We start from the raw sequence: 19,710 nt of genomic DNA on the forward strand, positions 1-19,710 counted from the left end.
GATGGCTGCGCCCCCACGCGCACGCGATCCGCAATCGGTGCTGTTCGCCTGCGCGATGAACAGCGTGCGCTCGCCGATGGCCGAGAGCCTGTTGCGGCACATGTTTCCGCAGGGCCTCTACGTGAAGTCGGCAGGCGCGAGGAAAGGCGAGCTCGATCCCTTCGCGGTCGCGGTGATGGACGAACTCGGCCAGAATATCTCCACCCACAAGCCGCAGACCTTCGAGGAGCTGGAGGACTGGGAGGGGCTGAATTTCGACCTCATCATCACCCTCTCGCCGGAGGCGCACCACAAGGCGCTGGAGCTGACCCGGACGCTCGCCGCCGACGTCGAATACTGGCCGACGCACGACCCGACCGGCACCGAAGGCAGCCGCGACCAGAAGCTCGCCGCCTATCGTGAGGTCTGCGACCAGCTCCTGATGCGCATCCGCCGGCGGTTCGCCAAGGTAGGCGCGGCGAGCGAGTAGCATGCGGCGGCCGTAACACCGACGTCACAGACTGCAGGCACAGGCATGTCGGGAGCCTCGAATCGCTTAAGTCCGGGTTCCCGGGTTGTGAAATCAGCCCCCTTCCGATAGGTTCCGCGCGCAATTCACCCCCTGCTTCATCTCCCAAAAATCACCTGATGCTCGGCCGCCCCAAATTCGTTCTTGCCTCCGGTTCGCCGCGGCGCCTGTCGCTGCTCAACCAGGCCGGCATCGAGCCGGACGCGCTCCGGCCCGCCGACGTCGACGAGACGCCGAGGCGGGGCGAGCTGCCGCGCGCCTGCGCCAATCGGCTGGCCCGGGCCAAGGCGGATGCGGCGCTGAAATCGGTGCAGCTCGACGACGAGCTGCGCGGCGCCTTCATCCTCTCCGCCGACACCGTGGTGGCGGTCGGCCGCCGCATCCTGCCCAAGGCCAACCTTGTGGACGAAGCCGCGCAGTGCCTGCGGCTGCTGTCGGGCCGCAACCACCGCGTCTACACCGCGATTACGCTCGTGACACCGCGCGAGGCCTTCCGCCAGCGCCTGGTCGAGACCCGCGTCCGCTTCAAGCGGCTGTCGGAGGATGACATCCAGGCCTATATCGGTTCCGGCGAATGGCGCGGCAAAGCCGGCGGCTACGCCGTGCAGGGCATCGCTGGCTCCTTCGTGGTCAAGATGGTCGGCTCCTACAGCAACGTCGTCGGCCTGCCGCTCTACGAGACCACGGCCTTGCTCGGCGGCGAGGGGTTCCCGATCCGCTTCGGCTGGCTCAACGCCACCGCCGTGTGAGCGTGGCGCTGGACTTGCGCCAACAAAAATCTCGAAAACAACCCCATGCAAAGTAGAATCGCGCCGTCGGGACGCATGCGCTTCCGCCGGAGGAACCCGTTTGCCGACAGGCTCTTGAACTCTCTCACCTCGTATAAGCTGCCGCCATCATGGACAACCAGGTCAAAACGCCCGCCGGTCCCCTCAAAACCTGCCCGATCTGCGGCAAGCCGCAGTCCGAGGGCACCCGCCCGTTCTGCTCCTCGCGCTGCCGCGACGTCGACCTGAACCGATGGCTGAAAGGCTCCTACGTCATCCCCGGCCGCGATGACGAGGCGGATGGCGAAGAATAAATAAACAATATCAATTGTTTGTTTGGGGGTGCGACATGCCGCGCTCCAGCCACGGCAAGGTCGCCTCTCCTTGTGCACAGCCGAGCCGCGCCCCGCAACGCCTAAGGCGAAGCGTGGGTGGACAGGCAGCCTTCGGCCCACTATAAACCGCCCGCTCGATGGGCCTTGACCTTCTCTTTGGCCCCTCTCTTGGAGCACGCCCAGGTAGCTCAGTTGGTAGAGCATGCGACTGAAAATCGCAGTGTCGGTGGTTCGATTCCGCCCCTGGGCACCATTCTCCCACCATACCGAACAAAACAGCGAACTTGCGGATCGTTGCCAATCCGATCCCGGCGCTCGCTGTCACCCGCCTATGACGTGGTGGGTGACATCTGATTCACCGCTTCGACCGTTTGCTATCAGGCGCTTCATCCGACTATCCTGTAGGTTGTGGGGTCCGCATTTGAGTTGCCGCACGGCTCTTCGATGGCAACAATCGGCCAGCACGTGCGAAGTCTTGGCTTTCGCTGGCGGGGATCGTTCGAAACGTGGACAGCTTGGTGGCCACCGCACTTGACCTCGGCTTGCGCGGCGCGACCGCGGGCCTGTTCCTGATGATGGTGGTCGTCATCGTGGTGCGTGTTCGGCCGCTCGATACAATAAAATGGCTCGGCATCGCCATGGCCGCCTCGGGCGCGGTCTACGCGATTGCGACGGCACCGTTCGTGCCAAAGGCAACAGTCTGGTGGATCATGCCGGCCCTAGGCGCCAATCCGGTGCTCGTATGGTTATGGGCGCGCGCGAGCTTCGACGACGATTTCGTGGTTCGGCGCTGGCACGGCGTCCTGTGGCTGGCTGTCGTCGGTGTCTGGTTCTCGGTGATCTATACATGGACGACATGGCCGATGTTCGCCAAAGCCGGCGTTCGATCGATGTCGATCGCGGCGATTGTCCTGTCACTCTCTGCGGCTGTGCAGACGGTCAGGACGTGGAGGACCGACCTGGTCGCCGGCCGGCGCCGGCTGCGGCTCGCGGTCTTGATTCTGTCGCTGCTCCTTGTCGTCTCGCTGTCCGTCCCGGAGCTGGCGTCGATCTCGGCCAAGAGCTTCGGCGCGTCGGGCAGCTTGGCCACCGCCGCCGGCCTGCTGGCCATCGCGGCCCTGGCCGGATGGGGCCTGTTCTATCCGCCGCCAACTATTCCCGCCGTGGTCGCGATGGCGGCGGCTGTGTCCGGAAATGCGGATCACGCGGCTCCGATCAAGGCGGCGGATGGCGGTCGTGATGCCGTAGCGTCGCTTCTGTTGCGGCGGCTCGATAGCTTAATGGCGGTCGAACGGGTCTATCGGCAGGAAGGCCTTACCATCGGCGGGCTCGCGGCCAAGCTCGACGTGCCGGAACACCGGCTGCGGCAGGCGATCAACGAAGGCCTCGGCTATCGCAACTTCAATGCCTTTCTCAATCGTTATCGCATCGATGAGGCCAAGACGGCGTTGTCCGACCCCAGTCAACGGGATGTCGCGGTGCTGACGATCGCCATGGACGCCGGTTTCCAGTCGATCGGGCCATTTAATCGTGCCTTCAAGGCCGAAACCGGCCTGACGCCGACCGAATTCCGTCGCGACGCACTCACCCGGTCGGCAGCGATTGCATCGGAAAATGATGAAAATTTCAGATTCGGCCAATCCGGCTAGGAATCGACTAGCCGAATTCTGTATCGGGCGAGAACGAACCTGCCGCCGCGGGTAGGTTTGTTGGGCAGTTAAACGCTGACACACGGAAGAGATCACCTAGCGATTGCGTCAGCCGATGGCTCTTCTCAGGGCTGTGCCGTATAATATCAGCTATACTATTTAAGGGGCCTGCAGTCGGATGGATGACAGGACGCGATCGTTACGTTCGCTCGTCATCGAACGGTCCCCACCGGCCGGGCCTTCGTCACGGCGGCAAAGATGGCTGCTGCCAGCCGTTGGGATACTGGTCTCCCTGCTCGTGCTGGGGAGCGGCGCGGTGCTTTGGCTCGCCGGTTCGTTACCGTCCGCGCAGGCGCCGGCTGCCGAGGTCCCATCCACCCAGGTCACACAACAGGAGCATCCAGCCCAATCGGCCGCGCCCAGCACCGGCAGCCTGATCGCGTCCGGCTACGTGGTGGCGCGCCGCAAGGCCACGGTCGCGGCCGAGGTCACGGGCAAGGTCGTCGAACTCCTGGTCGACGAGGGCATGGTGGTGGAGGCCGGCCAGGTTCTCGCCAGGCTCGACGATGTCCTGGCGGACAAGGACTACGCGCTGGCGCAGGCGCGCGCCGAGGCCTCCGATGCGGCCGTGGCCGCGATTGCCGCCGATTTGGCCGACGCCGAGCGCATCCTCAATCGAACCCAGACGCTGTCGGGGAAGAATTATGCCACCGAGGCCGATCTGACCAAATCGCAGGCGAGAGCCGGCGTGCTGCGGGCCCAGCTCCGCCAGGCGGAGGCCCAGCTGGCGGCGGCTCGACTCGAGGCCCAGCGCTACGGCGAGGTGCTCGGCAAGCACCGGATCCGCGCCCCGTTCACCGGCATCGTGGTCGAGCGCAGCGCGCAACCCGGCGAGATGATCTCGCCGCTGTCGGCCGGCGGCGGTTTCACCCGCACCGGCATCTGCACCATCGTCGATATGGACTCGATCGAGATCGAGGTTGACGTCAACGAAGCCTCGATTGGCCGCCTGCACGCCGGCACCCGCGTCGAAGCCGTGCTCGATGCTTATCCGGACTGGCGCATCCCGGGCGCCGTCATCGCTATCGTGCCAACTGCCAATCGCGAAAAGGCGACCGTCAAGGTCCGTGTCGGCATGGATGTGAAGGACAGGCGCATTCTGCCGGATATGGCGATCAAAGTAACATTCTTGGACGACGGTGCGCCCGCTTCGGCGCGGTCCGATCCACCTTAAACACGCGGGAGCAAGACCCATGTTGTCGCCAAGCGACCCGATGATCGGTATCGTCGATCTTTGCAAGCAGTTCACCAAGGGGAAGGAGACGATCACCATCTTCGACGGTCTCAACCTTGCTATTCCACGCGGGGATTTCGTTGCCGTGATGGGACCGTCGGGGTCCGGCAAGACCACCCTGCTCAATCTGCTCGGCGGCATCGATCGGTCCGACGCAGGCGGCATCGAGGTCGCCGGTGAACGCCTTGACCGCCTGTCCGAGAGCGAACTTTCGCGCTGGCGGGCATCCCATATCGGCTTCATCTTCCAGTTCTACAATCTGATGCCGATGCTGACCGCGGCGCAAAATGTCGAGCTGCCGCTGTTGCTGACGCGGCTCGGCCGCAAAGAGCGGCGCCAGCGGGTCGAGACCGCGCTCGGCGTGGTCGGGCTCGCCGATCGGGTCAAGCACTATCCCAAGGAAATGTCGGGCGGCCAGCAGCAGCGCGTCGCCATCGCGCGCGCGATCGTCTCCGATCCGGCGTTGCTGTTGTGCGACGAGCCGACCGGAGATCTCGATCGCACCACCGCCGACGAGATCCTGTCGATCCTCCAAGTGCTCAACCGGGATCTCGGCAAGACCATCGTGATGGTGACGCACGACCCGGCGGCGGCGCAATATGCCAAGCGATCGCTGCATCTCGACAAGGGCCACTTCATCGAGAAGGAGCTTGCGGCGTGAACGATCTGGTCTTGATTCGCAAGAACCTGTTCCGCCGGAAATTGCGGGCGATCCTGATGATGGTTTCGATCCTGATCGCGTTTGCGATCTTTAGCGTGCTGGCGAGCTTCGAGCGCGCCTTCAACGCCGGCCAGGACCGCGCCACGCCGGACCGCCTGGTGGTCGTCAACAAGATCAGCTTCACCCAGCCGCTGCCGATTTCCTATTTCAATCGCGTCGCCGCCATCGACGGCGTCGCCCAGATCACCCACTTTAGCTGGTTCGGGGGCTACTATCAGGAACCGAGGAACTTTCTCGTTGCCTTTGCGGTGGATCCGGAGAACTGGATGAAGCTCCGCGACAGCGACTTCGTGTTTTCACCCGAGGTACGCGCGGCGTTCATCCGCGAGCGCACCGGCGTTCTGGTCGGGGCGCGCATGATGCAGAAGTGGGGCTGGAAGATTGGTGATCATATTCCGATCTCCAGCAACATCTGGTCCCAGAAGAAGGGTTCGCACGCCTGGGACTTCATCATCGTTGGCAGCTTCACCGCGCGCATTCCGCAGGCCGACACCAACGTCATGCTGATGGGCTACGAGTATTTCAACGAGACGCGCTCGTTCGGCAAGGACCTGATCAGCTGGCTATCGCTGCGCACCACCTCGGTGGGCGCGAACGAGCGCGTGACCAACGCCATCGACGGGATGTTTGCCAATTCTCCCTACGAGACGACGACCGACAGCGAGAAGGCCTTCAACAAGGCGTTCGCCGCCCAGCTCGGCAACATCGCGCTGATCGTCGAACTGGTGGTCGGGGCGGCCTTCGTGACGATCCTGATGATCGTCGGAAACACCATGGTGATGACGGTGCGCGAGCGCACCCGCGAGATCGGGGTGCTGAAGACGCTGGGCTTTTCCGGTGGCCGCATCCTGCGCATGGTGCTCGGCGAATCGATCCTGCTGGCGCTGCTCGGCGGCCTGCCCGGCCTCGGCGTCGCCTTGCTCTTGATCGGAAGCGTACGCGATAGCCTGATGAGCTTTGTTCCGACGCTGTCGCTATACCCTGACATAGCGGCGGCGGCGGTCGGACTGATGGTCGTGTTCGGTATCATCACCGGCCTGATACCGGCCCTCAACGCGATGCGCCTCAATATCGTCACTGCGCTAGGCCGGAGCTGAGAGATGCGTTCGATTTTCCGGCAGATGCTGGCCGTCACCGCCATCAACCTCAAGAGCCTGCCGCAGCGCCTCTGGTCGTCACTGGCGACTGTGGTCGCGGTCGCCCTCGTCGTCACGGTGCTGCTGGCGTTCCTCGCCATGGCTAATGGATTCCGGCGCACCATCGCGGACTCCGGCGCGGATGACATCGCCGTTGTGTTGCGCAGCGGCTCGGTGTCGGAGATCAACAGCGTGGTTCTGCGCGATCAGGTCAGGCTGATCGAGGATGGTCCGGGCATCGCCAGGGGCGCCGACGGCAAGCCGCAGACTTCGGGCGAACTCTATCTGACGGTCGACGGGATCAAGCGCAGCACCAGGACCAAGGCGAGCCTGCCGCTGCGCGGCCTCGGTCCGCAGGGCCCGGCGCTACGCCGCGGCGTCGTTCTCACCGCCGGCCGGATGTTCAATCCGGGCAGCAACGAGATCATAGTCGGCAAGGCGCTGGGCAAGGAATTCGAGGGCTTCGATCTCGGCCAGACGGTGACGTTCAACAACACGCGGTGGACGGTGGTCGGAATCTTCGCAGCCGAAGGCAGCGTGTTCGAATCGGAGATCTGGGCCGATCTGCCGGTGCTACAGAGCCTGTTCAAGCGCGGCGGCGCCGTCCAGACCGTCCGCGCGCGGCTGACCAGCCCCGCGGCGATCGAGGCGTTGCGCGCGTACAGCGATAACGATCCACGCCTCAAGCTCGACGTAATGTCGGAGGCTGCCTATTTTGCCCAGCAGGCGTCGAATACATCAGATCTGATCCAGAAGCTCGGCTGGCCCCTGGCGATCGCGATGGCGTTCGGCTCACTCGCTGGCGCGCTCAACACGATGTACTCCTCAGTCGCGGCGCGGGCGACCGAGATCGCGACCTTGCGCGCCATCGGGTTCGGCGGCTTTTCGACGTTCGTCGGCACGCTGGTCGAGTCGCTGATCCTCGCTGCGATCGGCGGCGTGATCGGAGCCGCGGCCACCTATCTGATCTTTGACGGCTTCACCGCATCGACCATGGGCGCAAGCTTCAGCCAGGTGGTGTTCAACTTCCAGCTCAGTCCGCGCCTGATCGGCCAGGGCCTGTTGCTCGCGCTCGCGGTCGGCCTGTTCGGCGGACTGTTTCCCGCACTCCGCGCCGCCCGCATGCCGATCGTCGCCGGGCTCTACGGCTGATCGCTCTCGCGAGTTGACCCAGTGCAAGGAATCAATAGCCAAGCGCAGTCTTGCGGCTCAAATTACAAAGCTATTTCAACGATATATGAGTTCGTAATTTTGTTCTGAATGGCGCACCAAAATTGCGCTTTTCCGCGCTGGAGCACGATCTTGTAGGATTGTGTTCGCTGGACGATCTGCGCTAAGGGCGCCCGCGGATTTCTCTCCCTGGAGTCGCCAAGTTTACGTACGTTTGGATCCTGCCCCGCTGGTTCGAAGCCTGACGCCGCACTGCCCCAATGCTGCTGGCTGTTGCCGATCGCAGGCTTGCCGAACATCGGGAGGATTTCCCAACGCACTGCGGGCAGGACTCCTTGGACTGCGCTTGTCCGCTCTGATCCAATCCGGCCGGACAGCTTTCTCGCGGGCTGCGTGATGAGTTCGCTCTTCAGCTGGCGAAGGAGCATGCATGTCGTGAACGGCGCCCGGATCCACGAGCTCCGCTCCAGCGATGAGGGTCGCAGCGATGAGCAAGAGCTTGCGCACGAATGCCGCCAGAGCGGCAATCCTTGCTGCTGGACTTTTCGTCACGCCGCCTTTGCTCGCAGGTGATCGTCAATATGGTCCAGGCGCAAGCGATGCCGAGATCAAGATCGGCCAGACGATGCCCTATAGTGGTCCGCTTTCGGCATCCTCCGTGATCGGCAAGGTGCAGGCAGCCTATTTCCGCATGATCAACGATCATGGCGGCGTCAATGGACGCAAGATCACGTTGATTTCCTACGACGATGCGGCGACGCCGTCCAAGACCGTCGAGCAGGTCCGCAGGCTCATAGAGAGCGACGAGGTGTTGTTCACATTCGAGACGCTCGGCAATGCCTCGAACATCGCGGTTCAGAAATATCTCAATGACCGCAAGATACCTCAGCTCTTCGTGGCCGGGCGGTCAACGCGTTTTGAGGATCCGATCAACTTCCCCTGGACGATGGGATTTGCTCCCAATCTGCGCACGGAGATTCGCGTCTACGCGCGCTTCATCCTGGATAACTATCCGAAGGCCAGAATCGGCCTGCTCTATCAGAACGACGAGAGCGGCAGGGATTATCTGACCGGGTTGAAGGAAGCGCTCGGCGCAAGGGCAGGCGAGCTCATCGTCAGTGACGCTTCATACGATGTGTCGGACCCGACCGTCGACTCGCAGGTCGTGCGGCTCAAGGCGGCTGGTGTCGATGTCCTCGTCAACATGGCTGCCTCGAAATTCGCCGCCCAGGTCATTAGAAAGATGGCGGAGCTTGATTGGAAGCCCGTTCATCTCCTTGGCGTGGGCTCGTCCTCGATCGACGCGGTCCTGATCCCCGCGGGCATCGAGAACGCAAAAGGCATCATCTCGGCGAGCTCGTTCAAGGAGGCCGCTGACCCGACCTGGCGTGATGATGAAGGCATGAAGCGATGGAGCGCCTTCATGGACGGCTATTATCCGGGAGGCGACCGGAAAAGCATCTTCACGGTCTATGGCTATAGCGCCGCCGAACTGCTGGTGCAGGTCTTGAAGCAATGCGGCGACAATCTCTCGCGCGAAAATGTCATGGCGCAAGCGACGAGCCTGAAAAACGTGAAACTTGATCTGCTGCTCCCGGGGCTCTCCGTCAACACCGGCCCGACCGACTATCGTGTGGTCAAGGAGTTCCGAATGATGCGTTTCACGGGCGCTCGATGGGAGGCGTTCGGGCCGATTGTCACCGACTGATCCGTGCGGCTGTGAGCGACCGCCGTTCGCGCCGACTTCGCCGCCTTCATCGAGCGCAAAACGTCGGGCTCTCGTGTTCCCCCAACGGTCTGCTTGTTGCAGCCAAACAACAACGAGCGGCAATTCATTCATCCATTTCTGGATGACACGATTGAGCCATATTCAGAAACAATCGTCGGGTGATAGCTGTAGCTTTTTCTACCGGTCGCTTTGATTTGCGCCGCTGAGAAATGTGCGCCTGGGGGGATAGCGGTTGGGCGTTCCGCGAATCCAATTGAGTTCGATCCGGTCGGATTTGCCGCCTGCGGGGGCTGCGGCGGCAGACAGGCAGTGGTTCGAACGGGGCCGACCCCTCTTGCTAGGGACAGCGGCGACGCTCCTCTACGGGCACGCCGCGATTGCGGCGGATAGAATTCATCTGGGATTCGATGGCTATCGCTCAGCAACCAACGACTACTGCATCAACGCGAGCAGTGTACAGGGCGATCCGCAAATCGGCTTCATGTGGCGCTTCAGCAAGAGCGGAACGCTCACGGGCGGACCGACCTTCCTCGACCTTCGAACCGACACGGCCATCGAGGTATTTCCGCCGTCGTTCGATGATCATGAGAAGTTCAGAGCCTATGGCAGTGTCCTGGGACCGCTGCTTGGCGAAAAGTCCGTTTCAAACGAGGTGAATGCATTCACCAACCAGTTGTGTTCCATATCGCCACCACCACCGCCGCCGCCTCCACCGGGGCCACCGCCTCTCCCGAATTTCAATTTCATTAGACCTGAGCCATTCCCGGTGTTCCCGCCGGCGCCGCCACCTCCGCCGCCACCTCCGCCTCCGCCACCACCGCCGGGGCCACCACCGCCGCCGCCTCCACCAGCCCCGCCGCCGCCAAGTCCGCCGCCCATGCCGGTGCCGCACGCGAATCTCGCACGCGCATTGGGGACGGACTTTGCGCGCAGTTACTTCATCTCGGACGCGATCCTGGCCGGGTTCAACCAGTACGCAAGCGTCGCCACCAGTCCCACCTCGGCATCGATGGGCCACGGCTGGCACGCATGGATGACACCGCGCCAAGTCAACTTCACCGACCGGGTTGTCGGGCTCACGTCGCAAGGCACGCTGCAGGAACTGACATATGGGCTCGACTATCGTGTCAACCCGGACTTCCTTGTAGGCTTTGCGTTCAATCCGGAAAGCACCAAGGTCACGTATGACGGGCTGAATGCCTCGCTCTACGAGTCGGGAATCGGCGGAGGACCCTATCTCGGATGGCTCATCAGCCCGACGACTCTGTTTGATGCCTGGGCTGGCTACGTACGGCTAGATCGTGCCTTCGACGCGTTCGGGCACGGGGCCAACATGCCTGTCGACCGCGCCTTCGTGTCCACGAGCATCACCCAGATCATCGATACGCCCTGGATGCGCGTCCTGCCCCGGTTCACGGTCTTTCATGCTCACGACGACGTCTCGGGTGTCACGAGCGGTCAGGGATTTCCGATTCCGGGCCAGGCCTATAGCTGGGGTCACGTCGAAGGTTCTGTGGAGGTCAATCGGGATTTTGTGCTGGACCAGCGATTTCTGCTGCAGCCGTTCGTCCAGGCCACATTGCGGTACGACACCCAACAGCTGGTCAATACCATCACAACGATCGACGGCACGGATGTCGAGCTCTCGCGCTGGCACGGGCAACTGCGCGGTGGCGTGCGGGCCCGGCTTGGTTCGCAGGCCGAGCTGTGGCTGTCGGGCGGCTATCTGTCCTTCTTCACACCCGGAATCGATGCGTGGGAGGCGAAGGCGCATTTCCGTTTGCGGTTCGACGAGGCGAGTTCCGCGTTTGCTGCCTATATGCCGGTCAAGGCCAAGCCGATCCTGCCGTATAGCTGGACCGGCTGCAGCATCGGCGTGAATGCCGGCTATGATTCGGCCAAAGCCGAATTCTCTTCGGCGCCGAATGGAGCCATCGTCGAGTTTGCGCAGACCACTGGAACCCTCCCCCAACTTGCAGCCCAGCAGGCGAGTTCGAACGCTGCGCAACGGAAAGGTGGGGCTACGGCCGGGGCAGGCCTCTCCTGCAATGTGCAGTACGGCAAGACGGTCGTCGGGCTCGAAACGGATTTCAACTACACCGATCTGCAATCGTCGGAGTTGCGCGGACCATTCCCTCTGGCGCCTGGAGTGACCAACACCTGGGAGAACAGCTTTCGATCGAACTATCTCGGCACCGTGCGCGGACGCCTGGGATTCCTGGCAAATCCCTCGAACATGCTCTACGTGACCGCAGGTTTGGCGTACGCGGAGTTTGCCTTCTCCACCGCAGCGGATTTCCCCGGCTTCTCCGGTTTTCGATTTGCGGGGGCCGACACGCGCGTGAAGCCTGGGTGGACGGCGGGCCTCGGCTGGGAAACCGTTGTGAGTGGCCCATGGACCGCGAAGTTCGAATATCTCCACGTCGATCTCGGTGATCGCAGCGCCCCGGCACCACAAGACGTCGGTGCGCTAAGCCCGTTCGCATGGACACACTCGGCCAAATTGACCGAGGATGTCATTCGCGTAGGGTTGAGCTACAAATTCGCCGGTGCGCCAAATAGCGGTGCCGGTTGGTTCTCGCAATGAGACAGTAGCTGGATCGATGCCCAAGCTTGTTGCCTACACTATCGACGGACATGCGATAGACATCCGTCCTGCACCGCTCGAACGCGACTGGATGGATGCCACCGACCAGCGGTTCGCCTATCGCTGCCTGCCGCTCAACATTGCAAACGCCCATGGCTGGGAGTTGCTCTGCCCGTCGGGCTTCTCGGCGCGGTGGGACGGGCTCAACCACAAGGAAACAGTTCGGGTCAAAGCCGATCTCGGCACCCATGCGCCGGCGGCGAGCCATTTTGGACATGGGATTTTGACCTTCCATGTACCCTGCCTGTTCCGAACCGACCCCGGTTTCGACCTCTTCGTGACGGGCCCCATCAACAGGCCGAAGGATGCAATCGCGCCGCTCAGCGGAGTGATCGAGACGGATTGGTCGCCGTACACTTTCACGATGAACTGGCGATTCACGCGATCAAATACGAAGATCCGATTTGAGCGGGGAGAACCGTATTGTCATGTTTTCCCGGTTGAACGTGGAGCGCTCGAGCGGATCACGCCGGAGGTCATGCCACTGTCGAAGGCGCCGGCCCTCGAACGCGAGTTCAAGCTCTGGTCCGAAGGCCGCAGCACCTTCAACGCCGACCTGCAGCAGCCGGGCTCGGAAGCAGCGCAGCAGCGGTGGCAGAAGACATATTTTCGCGGCGTCAATCCTTCGGGCGAAGAGGCGCGGGCGGATCATCGGAGCCGCCTTCGCTTGAAGGACTTCGACGAAAAGGATTAATCGAGTCTCGAATTGTCCTAGCCTCGGCCCCCCGCCTTCCTCCCGCGTCCGAGCGCAAACTGCCCGACCGGGCCCTCGACGTGGAACTCCAGCCCCGTCATCTTTGCGAACAGATCGATATTGCCAGTGCCGATGGCGCAGCCACCGAGGCCCATATCGGTCGCGGCCAGGTAGAACGTCTGGATCATGCTGCCGACGTCTTTCAGGATCAGCGAATAGGCGATCGAGCTATATTTCCAGGAGATCCGCCCGAAGCGCGCGGCGATCGTGATCAGGATTTGCGGCGGACCGGATGCGTCCATGGCAAACTCGGCGGCCATCGAAAGCGCCCGGAGTTGCTGGGCGGAGACGTCGATCGCGACCAGTGCGTGGCCGCCGGCGTCGTAGTGATAAAGTCCGCGCGCCAGCCCTTCGCAGTTCGAGACCGCCAGGTACAGCTCCAGCTCATACGCACTGCCCGCCGCCGGATACGGTCTCGAGCTGTAGGTGACGTCCGGGCCACCGTCGACATCTGCGCCGCTCTTCCACTGCGACAACACGCGGGCGGTCGTGTCGAGAAACCGCGCGAGCTCGGCGAGCGTGACGGGATTCTGGTCGTCGAAATCCCGCGTTGAATGGCGTTCGCGGAGCAGCTTCGCGAACGGCGATGTCGGCTCGGGCAGGGCGAATTTGCCGAGGGAGATCTTCTTGCCGGGCCAGGGCGGGCGCACCGCGGGCAGCGGCGGAATGGCGCCTGCATAGGCGTACGTGCCGCCAACTGGGTTGGTATGCCGGCCCTCCGTGCTCCCTGTGTGAAACACGAGATCGTGGAAATCCCAGAGAACGAGATTACGGTCGCCTTCGTTCACCCGAAGGCCGTCTCCGTCTTTCGCGCCGAGCTTGATCAGCATCTCGCTGTCGAGCAGCAATCCGAGCAGGTCGAGGTTCAGCGAGGCCGCGTGCTTGCGAAGCTTGCTGATCTTGTGAGGCCGCGATAGGGCAGCGAGCGTGGCGGCGATGGCGGGATCGCAAATCCGGAACAGCGCGCCGGCGCGCGGCGATTCCAGCACCATCTCGTTGCCGCGCCGGCGCAGATAGGCGAAGCGCGACAACACGATCGTATCGGAGCTCGATAGCTTTGCCTGTTGCGGCCAGTATTCGGCGATCTGTGGTTCGATGACCACCAGGTCTTGCGCGTCACGGGGAGAGAACAGGCGATAGTCGAGCAGCCCGTGCCGCGCCAGTCGCTGCACCAGAACATGAACCTGCCGCGCAAGGACGCTCTTGCCGGCAAGGGAGGCGAGCGGCAGGCCGGTGGCGAGATGCCCCGCACGCTCGATCGCCGCCGCGCTGAATTGTCCCAGGCTGACCGAATAGTCGCCCGAGACCGCGGCAATGCTTCCGTCGGCCTGCATGTGAAGGGAGAAACGGCCGTTCAGTCGGGCGGCGATGATGAGCGCGATTGTCCTGCTCGGCTTTTTCCGGGGAACGCGCAACGAGGCCAGCCTTCAGGTGTGTGGCAGGAACGGAGTCAGTTCGCTTTCCAGTCGCGGGCGATCCAATAGCCCAAGCTTCACCGGGACATCGTAAAGCCGGCCGGGCCCGAAGCGGCGATAGAAATGCCGCAAGCCCGGAACAAGCACTCTGACGACGGGGACCTCGACGTCGGGTCGCGTCTGGTCGAGCACGAGGAAATCGTATCCGGCGCGGACCGCAATCTCGACGCAGGCATTGACCTGGTCGCGCGTGTTGTCGACAACCTTGAGGCCAGGCGCCGGCGGGAGAAGCGGATTGTCGCTGGGGATCAGGAACGGATAATCGTCCAGCCGCAGCGGCGTGACACCGTCAAGCGACGGTTTCTCGCCGCTTCCGCCGCTCATCATCCCGATCGACATGAACTGGGTCAGCTCGGTGAGCGAACGCAGCAAGGCGATGCGGCGATCGAAATGCGAGCCGGAACCGAACTCGATATTTTCGTGTCCGTTCTGCATCCAGTGCATGATCGCAACATAGGAGGGAATGCCGAGATCGCTGGTGATGTCGAGCACCCAGAGCCGGCGCCCCGCATCGGCAAACTGGCTCTGAAGATCCCGCACATAGGAATCCTCGAATTGGGTGAGATCGAGTTCGGCACGCCGCACGCGGTTGTACCACCAGATCGCGTAGGCATCGCGTTCGACCAGTTCGAGGAAGCCTTGAACGATGGCCTCCTCGCGGGTGTTGCCGGCAGCGCATCCGTTGGAATCGGTATGGAAGCCTCCATAGAAGAAATACAAAAGGCCGGTCGGAAGATATTTGAAACGCTTGTCGCGCAACGACCAGACCGGCGACCACTCGGTCCTGGTGGAGAGATCGAACGGCTCGGGAACCGGATGTGAATCGTCCAGCTGCGGGGCATGCCTGTTTTGAAACTGCATGTCGCTGAAGAACTGGACGTCGTTGGGAAGAAGGGCGTCACCGGGAGCGAAATCGGCAAAGCGGCGCGTGGTCCTGATCTCGTCACCCTGGAAAATGCCGGAGTAGCGCTCGATCGCCTCCATCAGCGCGCTGGCCTCGCCCTGCTCGGCCGTGGAGCCCTTGCCGAAGCTGCCGCCGCTCAGGCCTGACCTGAGCTGGTCAAGGTTCAAGGCCGGCGCAGAGAAATTGTGGTGGGCGAAAAAATTGGTGTTCATCGGCAGATCGGCCTCGATCCGCTCGAGCCTGGACACCACGCCGGTCAGCGGACTGACGTGTTTGCGGAACCGCGCCACGGTGGCTCGCGACGTCACGGTGCGGTATCCGCCGCTGGTCATGACGAGCTTTCTGCCCTCGGCAATGTCGATCGGCACTGCTGCCCTTCGCGGATTCCGCAGCTTCTTGCTGCCGCAGGTCCGACATTGCGGGCGTTTTGCAACGTAGTGCTTGGCGATGGCAGCTCCGGTCAGGTCGAAACTTGCGATGTGATCGCTGAGGTCCGTGCGAAATCCGGAAGCGATCGCCTTCGCGATTTCAACGGCAGCGAAGTGGATCGCGGTCTCGCCCACGGTGTCGCTGACCAGGGGGGATATTGCGACCGCTTGCGCCGCTCCACGATGGAGAAATCCCTTGATCTCGCGATTGCGGATCATGCGATCGTGCAGGCAGGTCCAGCACGCGCTCTCGCCCGGCTTGAACACCGGCCCCACCAGCGGAAACACGCCGGACGGCTGGACCAGCAGCCAGGGCGTCCCGTCGGCCACGCGTCCCGTGTTCAATTCGGCGAGCTGCCGCTCGAGGTAGTCGTTCACAAGCGTGATGATGAGCCTGGGCGACCGCTTGGTGATGTGAACCCCGAGCTTGCTCAACGCCGCGCTCAATTCGCTCGCACCTTTGACATCGATCGATTCGACCCGCACAGGCAAATTGCGCAGGTTCTCTTCGGCGACCTCGGGAGGCAGGCCGAGGCTTGCCCAATATCCAGCAACTGCGCCTGCGTATGCCTGCGATGCTCCGTTGACGACGTACCGGCGTTCCAGCAGCCGCCTGATCGCTTCCTCGATTTCGGCTATCGGAAAACTCTTTGAAAGCTGACGGATGATCTCCGGCGCGGCCTTGCCATTTTTCCCGATCGCGCCCGCCACGGCGCAATAGAGATCGCCGTGCAGGAAGAACTTGCGGTTCTCGGAATAGAGACAGACCGCATTGGGAGGAAGCAGATAGGCGGTGAAGTTCGGCGCGAATCGCAAAATGCCCTTGCGGTTTTGCTTCGCAGCGCTGGTCTTTCGCTTGACTGTCATCGGGTCAGCACGCGGATCCTGTTTCCGTCATGTCCGATTGCCGGCGCACGACGAACGCTTGGTCGGGCCCGACTTGAGCTCGACCACCGGCCATCTTCGAATAAGTTGGAACACACTCGCTCGCCATCGGCAAGCTGACCAGCCAGGCGCAGCGAACGCCGTAATAAGAACAGCAAATCGGCCGGGTCGTTTGCGAGCCCGGCCGATAAAATCGCGACCTGTCGACACACAGTCAGCGAGCGCTGTTGTCTAGCACCAGCGGCAGCGGCCCCATGATGCGCAGCATCCTGTGCATGCCACCGGCGCAACAACGGCGCAGCCAATGCCAACGCCACAACCGACGCCGCAGCGACAAGCCCTGCAGCCCGCGCAGCCTCGGCAGCCACCGCAGCCTCTGGCCGCGCAGCCACGGCAACCGCCACAGCCATGGCCGCAGCCACCGCATCCCCGCGCGAGCAGCACGCCGCTGAAGGTTCTTTCATCGCTGGCGAGATGGAAGGTAGCGAGGTTGACGTCCGCGAGTTCTTCCTCGCTAAGCGCACTGAACTGGCCGGGCGCGAAGTTCGGTCTTTGTTGGGGCTCGCTTGGCGTCACCGCGGACGCCATCGCGCTTCCCGCGAGCGAAAATGTCAGTCCGGCGAATCCGAGCGCCGGTACTGCGGCTTTGGTCATCCGCTTCTTTTTCGAAGCTTGCTTCGTTCGCAGCATAGCCGCATCCTCCATGGTCGGAAGAACGATCTTCTACGATCATCCTACGCCGAGCAATCAAAGCGGGCAAGATTCACGTGAACACGAAATGTAATGGCGCTCATTCAGATTGCATTCATCTTCATGAATGGCATTGCCGCAGATTCCTGTCGATGACACCGGGCTGCGGCGCATGATGCGGTGCGCAATCATCTGTCCGCTCGAACGGGGAAGCTAGCTTGGTCGATCAAACCGGACGCTTCGTTTGGTATGAGCTTCTGACGACGGACATGCCGTCGGCGGCGGCTTTTTACGCCGAGGTCGTCGGCTGGGCCGTGAAAGATGCGTCGAGCGCGGATCTGGCCTACACGCTGCTGACGGCAGGCGACGCTCCGATCGTTGGGCTCATAGGTCTCCCCGAAGAGGGGGTGCGAATGGGAGCAACGCCGAGATGGCTCGGCTACGTCGCCGTCGATGATATGGATGCTAAGGTTTCGCAGATCCGCCGGCTTGGGGGCACGATCCTGGTATCGCCGACCGGCAGCAACATCGGCCGCATTGCGGTGGTCGCCGATCCGCAAGGCGCGACGTTTGCGCTGGTCACCGGGCTGACATATGGCCGATCGCAACCGCGCAGGCTGGACGAGCCCGGGCGCGTGGGCTGGCACGAGTTGCTCGCTGAAGACCGAAGCAAGGTCTTTCCGTTTTACGGCGAGCTTCTCGGCTGGCAACAGGCCTCCACTGAGGCCGACCCGGCAAGCGTGTATGAATTGTTTTCGGCGGCCGGGCAGACGATCGGCGGCATGCTCACCAAGCTTCCGAGCGTATCGCACGCGTGTTGGCTCCATTACTTCAATGTCGACGACGTCGGCGCGGCGGCCCGGCGGGTCAATGCCGGCGGGGGCCGGGTTCTTCAGGAGCCGATCGCGTTGCCCGATGGAGGCTGGATCGTGCGATGTGTCGATCCCCAAGGCGCCCTGTTTGCGCTGCAGGGGGCGTGGGACCAGAAGGGCATCGAGCGATCCTCCGCCTCGGAAGTCAGTTGGTCCGCCAAATGGGGTGGCATTGCTTCACAGGGCAGGGTGGTGCTTCACAAAACGAAGCGCTAGGCCGGGACGTTTCGCGGGTTATCGACCTGATTATTCTGGGCTCACCTTTGCTTATTCTGTGATCCCGACTTTCCGAGAGCATCGTGCGGCAATCGCGGTGGCCCGGAGGCCGACGCCACGAATAGAGCGGCGGCGGCTCCGTCTTCATGTCGAACAGGTTGCTGATCGTCACAGCGCGGCGGATGTGAGGTGCGAGAAGGCGCAATCCGCCGATTTGGGCATCGCCAATGGGTCCGGCCGACTGATGCTGACTGAAGATCGCATTGCCAACCATCATCCTGTCGCGAACGAGGCCGACCGCAACGGCGTCGAACAGGCTTTTGGGCAGCGCCCACTCGGATTCCGTAATGCTACTCAATTTGGCGCGTGATATCCTTTCACGCAGGGATGGAATTGACCGTCCCCGTATTTGGAAGGACACGGCTATGAAGTTATCGTCACGCTTCGTTGCGCGTCTGGCAGCCGCGATCTCATCGATTGCGCTCTGTACCCTGAGCGGCACGGCAATGTCTCAACCGACACCCACGGCCGGTGCCGACACTCAGCTTCCCGGCGTTACGGTCGATGCGCCGAAGCAAGTGGTGAGGCCTCACAGGCCGACGTATCACTCGGTCACCAGCAGTACCGGATCTCGCACGTCGCCAACCGTTTCGACGGCCTCGGCGCCGCCAATGTCGGATACTGCGAAACTTGCCAAGCTTGAGCGCGAAACCGGCAGTTGCGTCGGCGGTTGCCAATCGAGCTTCAAGACCGCCAACGCGCCCTGGGTCGGCTGCAATGCTACGGGCGGCGTGTACTCGCCCACGTGTCGAAACGTTGGCAACTACAAGAGCTACGACGAGTGCAAGGAGGCCGGACGGGTCACCGGCTGGAGGTCCGGCGAAACCATGGCGTATTGCAGCAGCGTGGCGTTGGCGGCGGGCTGGCGTTGAAGTCGCGTAGGCTGCGGCTGGAGCCCCCGAACTGAAGTGCAGTTCGGGATGCAGGCCTACTTGATCTTCGCAAAGCTGACGACACCAAGCCCTTTGTTCACCGAGCGATCAACACGGTGAGGTAGTTGTTCATCAGCGGCAGCCCGAGAATCGAGGGGCTGTCGCCGGTGTAAAAAGCCAGCGAGGCATGGCCGGCTTTTGGGGCATTGGTCTGCCAGTAGGTTTGCGGCGTGACGCGCAAGGTGACGTCGCTGCCGAGCGCGCCTTCCAGGACGAAGGTCAACACCGGCCAGTCGGCCAGCTTGAGCTTGCTCATCGGCAAGTATCCGGCGTGAATTTCGTCCTCGAGAGCGAGCGAGGAGAACCGGGCGAGCACTTCCTTGAAGACGGGCTTGTCGAGATAGATTCCGTTGGTGCCGCTGTCCACGATGGCATTGGATGCGTTGCCGCTGGCCTTGGTCGGCGGCAAGACCTGCACAGGTGCGGGATTATGGTGACAGTGTTGGACTGCACCCCTCAAGTGAGACACGATAATCTCGGTGACAGGGCGGTTGCCACGACGGGTTATCGTGCCTTGTTGTGCGCGAACACGGCTTCG

At 62.6% G+C, this 19,710-nt stretch carries 17 protein-coding genes and 1 tRNA gene; 14 read left to right on the forward strand and 4 right to left on the reverse strand.

The features are described 5' to 3' along the window. Nucleotide 1: 1 nt before the first annotated feature. From ABIB73_RS31630 to ABIB73_RS31670, 9 genes are all read left to right on the forward strand, one after another. Nucleotides 2-469: an arsenate-mycothiol transferase ArsC gene (locus ABIB73_RS31630; RefSeq protein ID WP_354230516.1), complete on the forward strand. Its 468-nt coding sequence runs from the start codon at nt 2-4 to the stop codon at nt 467-469. A 158-nt stretch (nt 470-627) separates the two neighbouring features. Beyond that, on the forward strand, nt 628-1,257 hold the full coding sequence (locus ABIB73_RS31635) for a Maf-like protein (protein ID WP_354230518.1): 630 nt from the start codon (nt 628-630) through the stop codon (nt 1,255-1,257). A gap of 149 nt (nt 1,258-1,406) precedes the next feature. Next, complete coding sequence (yacG, locus tag ABIB73_RS31640; protein ID WP_354230520.1) at nt 1,407-1,589, forward strand: DNA gyrase inhibitor YacG; 183 nt, start codon at nt 1,407-1,409, stop codon at nt 1,587-1,589. 198 nt (nt 1,590-1,787) lie between these two features. After that, nucleotides 1,788-1,863 (forward strand) — tRNA-Phe (locus ABIB73_RS31645). A gap of 289 nt (nt 1,864-2,152) precedes the next feature. Continuing rightward, nucleotides 2,153-3,259 (forward strand): helix-turn-helix domain-containing protein, encoded by a 1,107-nt coding sequence (locus ABIB73_RS31650; protein ID WP_354230522.1) that lies wholly within the window; start codon nt 2,153-2,155, stop codon nt 3,257-3,259. 178 nt (nt 3,260-3,437) lie between these two features. Further along, nucleotides 3,438-4,493: an efflux RND transporter periplasmic adaptor subunit gene (locus ABIB73_RS31655; RefSeq protein ID WP_354230523.1), complete on the forward strand. Its 1,056-nt coding sequence runs from the start codon at nt 3,438-3,440 to the stop codon at nt 4,491-4,493. A 19-nt stretch (nt 4,494-4,512) separates the two neighbouring features. Further along, nucleotides 4,513-5,214 (forward strand): ABC transporter ATP-binding protein, encoded by a 702-nt coding sequence (locus tag ABIB73_RS31660; protein ID WP_354230526.1) that lies wholly within the window; start codon nt 4,513-4,515, stop codon nt 5,212-5,214. Then, nucleotides 5,211-6,371 carry an ABC transporter permease gene (locus ABIB73_RS31665; RefSeq protein WP_354230528.1) on the forward strand — a complete coding sequence of 387 codons (1,161 nt, stop codon included), beginning with the start codon at nt 5,211-5,213 and terminating at the stop codon, nt 6,369-6,371. The genes ABIB73_RS31660 and ABIB73_RS31665 overlap by 4 nt, the downstream gene beginning before the upstream one ends. 3 nt (nt 6,372-6,374) lie before the next feature. Continuing rightward, nucleotides 6,375-7,562 carry an ABC transporter permease gene (locus ABIB73_RS31670; protein ID WP_354230530.1) on the forward strand — a complete coding sequence of 396 codons (1,188 nt, stop codon included), beginning with the start codon at nt 6,375-6,377 and terminating at the stop codon, nt 7,560-7,562. Nucleotides 7,563-7,624: 62 nt separating this feature from the next. On the opposite strand, the gene ABIB73_RS31675 is transcribed toward ABIB73_RS31670, so the two are convergent. After that, nucleotides 7,625-7,879 (reverse strand): hypothetical protein, encoded by a 255-nt coding sequence (locus ABIB73_RS31675; protein ID WP_354230531.1) that lies wholly within the window; start codon nt 7,877-7,879, stop codon nt 7,625-7,627. A 188-nt stretch (nt 7,880-8,067) separates the two neighbouring features. On the opposite strand from ABIB73_RS31675, the gene ABIB73_RS31680 reads away from it, so the two are divergent. The 3 genes from ABIB73_RS31680 to ABIB73_RS31690 all read left to right on the forward strand — a co-directional run bounded on the left by ABIB73_RS31680 (nt 8,068) and on the right by ABIB73_RS31690 (nt 12,650). Next, on the forward strand, nt 8,068-9,288 hold the full coding sequence (locus ABIB73_RS31680; RefSeq protein WP_354230532.1) for an ABC transporter substrate-binding protein: 1,221 nt from the start codon (nt 8,068-8,070) through the stop codon (nt 9,286-9,288). 274 nt (nt 9,289-9,562) lie between these two features. Beyond that, on the forward strand, nt 9,563-11,896 hold the full coding sequence (locus tag ABIB73_RS31685; protein ID WP_354230534.1) for an outer membrane beta-barrel protein: 2,334 nt from the start codon (nt 9,563-9,565) through the stop codon (nt 11,894-11,896). Beyond that, nucleotides 11,874-12,650 (forward strand): DUF6065 family protein, encoded by a 777-nt coding sequence (locus ABIB73_RS31690; RefSeq protein ID WP_354230536.1) that lies wholly within the window; start codon nt 11,874-11,876, stop codon nt 12,648-12,650. Before ABIB73_RS31685 ends, ABIB73_RS31690 begins: the two co-directional genes overlap by 23 nt. A gap of 17 nt (nt 12,651-12,667) precedes the next feature. Here the strand turns inward: ABIB73_RS31690 and ABIB73_RS31695 are convergent, their stop codons facing one another. Continuing rightward, entirely contained in the window at nt 12,668-14,044 is a 1,377-nt protein-coding gene (locus ABIB73_RS31695; protein ID WP_354230555.1) for a SagB/ThcOx family dehydrogenase, read from the reverse strand. A gap of 93 nt (nt 14,045-14,137) precedes the next feature. Then, nucleotides 14,138-16,384, reverse strand: a complete 2,247-nt coding sequence (locus ABIB73_RS31700; RefSeq protein WP_354230538.1) for a TOMM precursor leader peptide-binding protein — start codon at nt 16,382-16,384, stop codon at nt 14,138-14,140. A 926-nt stretch (nt 16,385-17,310) separates the two neighbouring features. Between ABIB73_RS31700 and ABIB73_RS31705 the strand changes: the two genes are divergently transcribed. Together ABIB73_RS31705 and ABIB73_RS31710 are read left to right on the forward strand one after the other, a co-directional pair. Beyond that, entirely contained in the window at nt 17,311-18,180 is an 870-nt protein-coding gene (locus ABIB73_RS31705; protein WP_354230540.1) for a VOC family protein, read from the forward strand. A 671-nt stretch (nt 18,181-18,851) separates the two neighbouring features. Continuing rightward, nucleotides 18,852-19,112: a hypothetical protein gene (locus ABIB73_RS31710; protein WP_354230542.1), complete on the forward strand. Its 261-nt coding sequence runs from the start codon at nt 18,852-18,854 to the stop codon at nt 19,110-19,112. Between the two features lie 97 nt (nt 19,113-19,209). Here ABIB73_RS31710 and ABIB73_RS31715 read toward each other — a convergent pair. Continuing rightward, a partial coding sequence (locus ABIB73_RS31715; RefSeq protein ID WP_354230544.1) for a pepsin/retropepsin-like aspartic protease family protein occupies nt 19,210-19,710 on the reverse strand: 501 nt, incomplete at its 5' end.

The sequence above is a fragment of the Bradyrhizobium sp. F1.4.3 genome (assembly GCF_040548375.1).
Classification (GTDB): Bacteria; Pseudomonadota; Alphaproteobacteria; order Rhizobiales; family Xanthobacteraceae; genus Bradyrhizobium.

Bases quoted from the DNA above. Each gene is read 5' to 3' on its own strand.
- ABIB73_RS31630 (WP_354230516.1), top strand. From the start codon at position 2: ATGGCTGCGCCCCCACGCGCACGCGATCCGCAATCGGTGCTGTTCGCC.
- ABIB73_RS31635 (WP_354230518.1), top strand. From the start codon at position 628: ATGCTCGGCCGCCCCAAATTCGTTCTTGCCTCCGGTTCGCCGCGGCGC.
- yacG (WP_354230520.1), top strand. From the start codon at position 1,407: ATGGACAACCAGGTCAAAACGCCCGCCGGTCCCCTCAAAACCTGCCCG.
- ABIB73_RS31655 (WP_354230523.1), top strand. From the start codon at position 3,438: ATGGATGACAGGACGCGATCGTTACGTTCGCTCGTCATCGAACGGTCC.
- ABIB73_RS31660 (WP_354230526.1), top strand. From the start codon at position 4,513: ATGTTGTCGCCAAGCGACCCGATGATCGGTATCGTCGATCTTTGCAAG.
- ABIB73_RS31670 (WP_354230530.1), top strand. From the start codon at position 6,375: ATGCGTTCGATTTTCCGGCAGATGCTGGCCGTCACCGCCATCAACCTC.
- ABIB73_RS31675 (WP_354230531.1), bottom strand. From the start codon at position 7,879: ATGTTCGGCAAGCCTGCGATCGGCAACAGCCAGCAGCATTGGGGCAGT.
- ABIB73_RS31680 (WP_354230532.1), top strand. From the start codon at position 8,068: ATGAGCAAGAGCTTGCGCACGAATGCCGCCAGAGCGGCAATCCTTGCT.
- ABIB73_RS31695 (WP_354230555.1), bottom strand. From the start codon at position 14,044: ATGCAGGCCGACGGAAGCATTGCCGCGGTCTCGGGCGACTATTCGGTC.
- ABIB73_RS31700 (WP_354230538.1), bottom strand. From the start codon at position 16,384: ATGACAGTCAAGCGAAAGACCAGCGCTGCGAAGCAAAACCGCAAGGGC.
- ABIB73_RS31710 (WP_354230542.1), top strand. From the start codon at position 18,852: ATGTCGGATACTGCGAAACTTGCCAAGCTTGAGCGCGAAACCGGCAGT.